6 protein-coding genes and 1 pseudogene are annotated in these 5,092 nt (G+C 47.9%); 4 read left to right on the top strand and 3 right to left on the bottom strand.

Annotated features, from left to right (window positions below; translation table 11 throughout):
* The 3 genes and pseudogenes from Xkoz_RS18830 to Xkoz_RS18820 form a co-directional block, all read left to right on the top strand.
* Positions 1–86, top strand: a pseudogene (locus Xkoz_RS18830) (IS5/IS1182 family transposase); the annotation flags it as partial.
* Between the two features lie 31 nt (positions 87–117).
* Positions 118–471 (top strand): phage terminase small subunit P27 family, encoded by a 354-nt coding sequence (locus tag Xkoz_RS18825; RefSeq protein ID WP_099143469.1) that lies wholly within the window; start codon positions 118–120, stop codon positions 469–471.
* Positions 468–2,129 (top strand): terminase large subunit, encoded by a 1,662-nt coding sequence (locus Xkoz_RS18820; protein ID WP_099143468.1) that lies wholly within the window; start codon positions 468–470, stop codon positions 2,127–2,129. The genes Xkoz_RS18825 and Xkoz_RS18820 overlap by 4 nt, the downstream gene beginning before the upstream one ends.
* 258 nt (positions 2,130–2,387) lie before the next feature.
* Here Xkoz_RS18820 and Xkoz_RS18815 read toward each other — a convergent pair whose 3' ends face one another.
* Genes Xkoz_RS18815 through Xkoz_RS18805 form a run of 3 tightly spaced genes read right to left on the bottom strand, consistent with a single transcriptional unit; the run spans position 2,388 to position 3,920 of the window.
* Entirely contained in the window at positions 2,388–3,359 is a 972-nt protein-coding gene (locus Xkoz_RS18815; RefSeq protein WP_099143467.1) for a reverse transcriptase family protein, read from the bottom strand.
* A complete protein-coding gene (locus Xkoz_RS18810; RefSeq protein ID WP_099143466.1) occupies positions 3,340–3,630 on the bottom strand; it encodes a helix-turn-helix domain-containing protein in 291 nt (96 codons plus the stop codon). The genes Xkoz_RS18815 and Xkoz_RS18810 overlap by 20 nt, the downstream gene beginning before the upstream one ends.
* A 50-nt stretch (positions 3,631–3,680) precedes the next feature.
* The gene (locus tag Xkoz_RS18805) at positions 3,681–3,920 is read right to left on the bottom strand and encodes a hypothetical protein (RefSeq protein ID WP_099143465.1); all 240 of its coding nucleotides are present in this window, start codon (positions 3,918–3,920) and stop codon (positions 3,681–3,683) included.
* 843 nt (positions 3,921–4,763) lie between these two features.
* Between Xkoz_RS18805 and Xkoz_RS18800 the strand changes: the two genes are divergently transcribed.
* Positions 4,764–5,009, top strand: a complete 246-nt coding sequence (locus Xkoz_RS18800) for a helix-turn-helix domain-containing protein (protein WP_099143464.1) — start codon at positions 4,764–4,766, stop codon at positions 5,007–5,009.
* Positions 5,010–5,092: the final 83 nt, after the last annotated feature.

Below are 5,092 nucleotides of genomic sequence, written 5' to 3'. Positions count from 1 at the left end.
TAGCCACACGCTATGCCAAAAATAGCGCGTCTTTTCTTGCCGCAGTGCAAATCCGTTGCCTTGTTCTTTGGTTGAAAATTTCATGACGACAGCGCCTAACAAGGAAGACAGAAAATTATGGCAAGGGCACCCAAACCCCCGACGTATCTTAATGACATTGCCGCCAGTCAGTGGAAATCCAAGGCAAAAATCTTAGGCGAACGGGAAGATCTGACCGCCGCCGACTGGAACAACTTAGAACTGTACTGCGTCAACTACGCCATTTACCGGAAAGCGGTGGCAGACCTTGATATTCGGGGCTTTAGTATCGTAAACAGTCAGGGCAGTGAAAGCCGTAATCCCTCATTGAGCGCCAAGGCTGATGCCGAAAAAATCATGATAAAAATGTCGTCGTTGCTTGGCTTTGATCCGGTTTCACGGCGCAAAAATCCGATAGAAACGGAGGAAGAAGACGAGTTAGACCGCTTATGAATGCATGGGAGCAGTATGCTTTTGATATCCAAAACGGTAAAATTTCGGCCTGTAACCGGCTAAAACAAGCAGTTAAACGCTACTATAATGACCTGAATAACCCGCTTTATATGTTTGATACCGAGGTAGTGGAGCGCTTTATTGCCTTCTCCCGTTTCTATCCGAACGTCAAAGGCCATTTACGCGGTAAGCCGATTGTACTGGAGCCGTGGCAGCAGTTCGCTTTTGCCAATCTGTTCGGCTTCAAAGTAAAAGCGACCGGACGCAGAAAGTACCGTAGCGCTTATATTCAGGTGCCACGTAAAAATGTGAAATCCACCGTTGCCGCGATATTGGCGAATTGGTTCTTGGTGATGGAGTCAGGCCAGCAGGATATTTACACTGCCGCCGTGAGCCGTGATCAGGCGCGTATCGTGTTTGATGATGCCCGCCAGATGAGTTTACTTTCCAAACTGCTCAAAAAGCGGCTATCTATCCAGCAACATAAAGTGACCTACCCGAAAACCAATAGCCTGTTAAAGCCACTGGCAGCCAAAGCCGCCACCATTGAAGGGACAAACCCCAGCCTTGCCATTGTCGATGAGTACCATTTGCACCCCGATAACGCGGTGTACTCTGCCCTTGAATTAGGCATGGGCGCACGCCCCGAAGGTGTCCTGTTTGCCATCACCACGGCGGGTAGCAACGTAATTTCAGCCTGTAAACAGCACTATGATTATTGCTGCCAGATATTGGACGGCGAAGAGCAGAACGAATCACTGTTTGCCTTGATTTACGAGCTGGACGACGAGAACGAGATTGATGATGAAGCGCTTTGGGTTAAGGCAAACCCCAATCTGAATATCTCGGTAGACAGTGCCGCTTTGCATGACACAATACAGAAAGCCCGTGGTATTCCCTCGCAATGGACAGAGATGTTAACCAAACGCTTTAATATCTGGTGCCAGGGCGAAACGCCGTGGATGGGGGAAGGCGCATGGAAAGCCTGCCAGATGGATTATGACGAAAACGACCTCAAAGGACTGGAGTGTTACGCCGGATTGGATTTATCGTCAACGGGGGACATTACCAGCGTGTGCTACACCTTCCCCGTAAACAATGAACTGTTATTACTGACCCGCCATTACCTGCCCGAAGCCCAGTTACAGAACCCGGCTAACAAGAATCGGGCGGTTTATCGCCAGTGGGTGAAATTGGGCTGGATACGCACCACAACGGGCGACTGCATTGACTATGATTGTATCCGTGATGACATTCTTCGTGACAGCCAGCACTTTGATATCAAACTGGTAGGCTTCGACACATGGAACGCTACCCATTTAAGAACGCAATTACAGGGCGCAGGTATTGAGGTCGAGCCGTTCCCGCAGACCTACATGCGCTTTAGCCCCGTAGCCAAGTCTGCCGAAGTGTTCGTTAACCGCAAGGTCATTCGTCACAACGGCGATCCGGTGCTGGCATGGGCTATGTCCAATGTGGTGATGGAAACCGATGCGAACGCCAATATCAAGCCGAATAAGAAAAAATCCGCAAACAAGATCGACCCTGCGATTGCGTTCCTGATGAGTTTCGGCACATGGCAGGCAGAGCATGAAGAATTTGCGTTTAGCCAAAATGATGAACAGAAACAGAGATTGGCTAACTTTGATGGAATTTAGATAACTAATTGATTTTTTTAATTCCTATACTGCACAGGCATTAAAAAAATCAAATGCTCAGAAGGTTAGATATCACACACCTTTTTGGGATTAGTCGCTACTTTATCTGATAGTGTTTTGTAGAAAAGTGCGACTAAATCTGACAGTCAGCTATGAGCGAAAAGCGGACAATGGATATTCAAAAAGCTAATATCTGAGTGATATGTGTATTAGCTTCAGGAAACCTGCAAAAAGTTTGCAACCTGTCGATTTCCTACATTAAGAGCATTTATTTGATTGTGCCAACTTCTTTAGGGCAAGCAGTCGCTGTTTGAGTTTTTCCGCTTTACCGGGATGAAACCTAGCCAGTAAATGAACTTGGCCTAATGTCTGTGCATAAGGACCACTGTCGAATACTGTAATTTCTCCCCGCAGGAAGGCCTGCTCGATGTGATTAACCGCAGAGCGAATCTGGCTTTGACGGGAAGTAGAAAGGCCGGGCTTAGAATTGACAGAAAGCTTAGTAACATCCATACGCTCGCCGGAAGTTCTGATCTCATGTTTAGTGCGTTTGGGTCGATAGCCATGCCTGAAAAGCATGCCGTAAAGGCTCGCAATAACTTCCGTTTTAGTCGAATTATCAAGGAATGTTTCCGACGAAACCGCAATATCATCAACGTAGCGGGAGTAAATCAGTCCGCGGGCCTTAAAGCTGCTATGCAGCGCCGATTCAGCATCCCAGAATGCCAAGTTGGCCAGAAATGAACTGGTGATTGCTCCCTGAGGCAACTCTCCATGACGGGTCGTCAGGCGAGTTAGGCAGTCGGCAACATCCTGTCCGAAACAAAAAAAATTCCGCCATATGCAGTGAACTACTGCGGCCGATGTTCCCGGAAAAAAGCCCGTTATATCTTCGTTTATTACGATGGTCGCGCCAGCGTGCAGTGATGCATTGACCTTATAGTCACACCCTTTGAGGCTACCGGTCAGATAATAGGGATAGGTAACGTGATCCAGTATGTTGCGTCTGATGCTGCGATGAATTTTTTTGAGCGGTTCGTGAGCATCCCATGTCTGGCGTACGCTGCCGTCAGCTTTGGGGATATTGTTGGCGAGACGGTACATCCGGTCGGCGCGACAGGCCAGGCTAATAAGCTCACTGGCAGGAATGTTCAGTGCCTTTGCCAGCGACGCCATACTGTGGATGCGTCGTCTGCTATAGAAGGGGCCGTCAGGCAGGGTATGCTTCATTTAGTAGCTCCAGCGCTGTGCGCGCCAGTTCGCCTTGCAGACCTTTATCCATACCGTTCAGGTCGCCGGTTTCGGCAGCGATAAAGAAAATAATGCTGACAGGCACTTTCAATGCGGTGGCTATTTTTGTCAGCGTGGATAGAGTGGGATCCCGCTTGTTATTTTCCAGCATGGAAAGGTATGAGACTGAGCATTCGGCTTTATTTGCAAGATCCGTCTGCGATATTCCTCTTCTGGTTCGGCACAACTTAATGGCCTGTCCGATATTCATAAGTAACCCCTAAATCAATATTGGGCTTGCTGCGTCTTGGCTCCGCTGCATTACTTCATCCAGTCAGCAATATTTGTGACGAGTCGTAATACAATGTCGATAATGCGCAGAGCCCGGAAGACAATATCGTCAGACCAGTTCCCGCTTTTTACCGGGCTTTTCTGATGGTTGCGTAGCTGTTGCAATACATCTTCAAGCTCAGCCAGAGCGCCAGCATCGAGTTGGCTGCAGTGTGCATCGCGTAGCTTTTCCAGCGTTGCGATGGTGTTCTTTAAAGTGTCATGTTTCATTCTGCTCTCCTTTGAATCGGCAAAACCGCCGAAGCCCCGTAACAAGGCGATGACCGAAAGGAGCCAACCCGATGCGCAAGCCCAACACCAGTTTTCGCGACGATGAAGCCCCGTTGATCTAGATAGTACAGCTGCTCGATAGCCACTTATCGCGACTGACCGCATGCATACCATCATGACGAACGAGCTTCTGACTGACCGATGGTGCTGGTCTGCCCGCCTTTTTCTCCGACACCGGATGAGGGAGCGGCCTGATTAACAGGCAGTTACGCTAAGCCTTCGCTGCTACGATGAGAACAAAGTTTTAAAGAACACAGCTCAGGCGGTACGCCTGACCTTCAGTAATTAAAGCAGCTCTTTGCATCAAAGGCAATAAAATTTCACTGTCAGTGAAATTTTATTGCCAGTTTTAACAAAGTCGCGCCTCATTCTCCGCTTAATGGAATTACCTCACAGTGTAACTTTCAGGGTGTGAATGACTATATCTGGAACTGAGCTGACTGTCATATTTGCTTGAATCCAGAGTAGCGTGTCAGCTTGCATGGGCTGTTTAATAGCATATAACGCAATAAAGGTAAGCACTTTAACTGATTCGCTTATTGAACCAGATAAACCAATCAGTTAAAGTAGCCCCGCCATTGGCAAAATCCAATGGTCAGGGATTTGCACCCCTGAGAAAATACCCCGCTGGTAGAAAGTTCCTACCAGCGTGTTTGCTTACGCCCTTTCAATGGCGGTTCAGACTGGGGAGGCTTCGGCCTCGCCGGTTGGGTATTTTCCGGTAGTGCAAACCCTGTCTGGATCGCCACCATCAATGAATAATTAATGGAAGGGGTAGCAGGAATGAATAATTTTAGAAATGACTGGCATCAAGCCGACATTATTGCTGCATTACGTAAGCGCGGTACAACCTTAGCGGCTGTCTCCCGTGAAGCGGGACTCAGTTCATCTACACTAGCAAATACACTTTCTCGCCCGTGGCCGAAAGGCGAATGGATTATTGCTAACTATCTCGAAATACATCCCTCAGAAATCTGGCCTAGTCGCTATTTTGATTCGTATGGTGAATTGATCAAGGCGGGAGCGTGAAATTTTTGTTAAAAAAATTCGGATTTGACGGATAAGAAAAAATAGCATTTTATACCCCTTTTTATCGGGAAGTGTTCTCATGA

The organism is Xenorhabdus kozodoii (assembly GCF_002632875.1).
Lineage (GTDB): Bacteria > Pseudomonadota > Gammaproteobacteria > Enterobacterales > Enterobacteriaceae > Xenorhabdus > Xenorhabdus kozodoii.
Note: the sequence above shows the minus strand (reverse complement) of the source record. Positions and strands in the feature narration are given on the sequence as shown.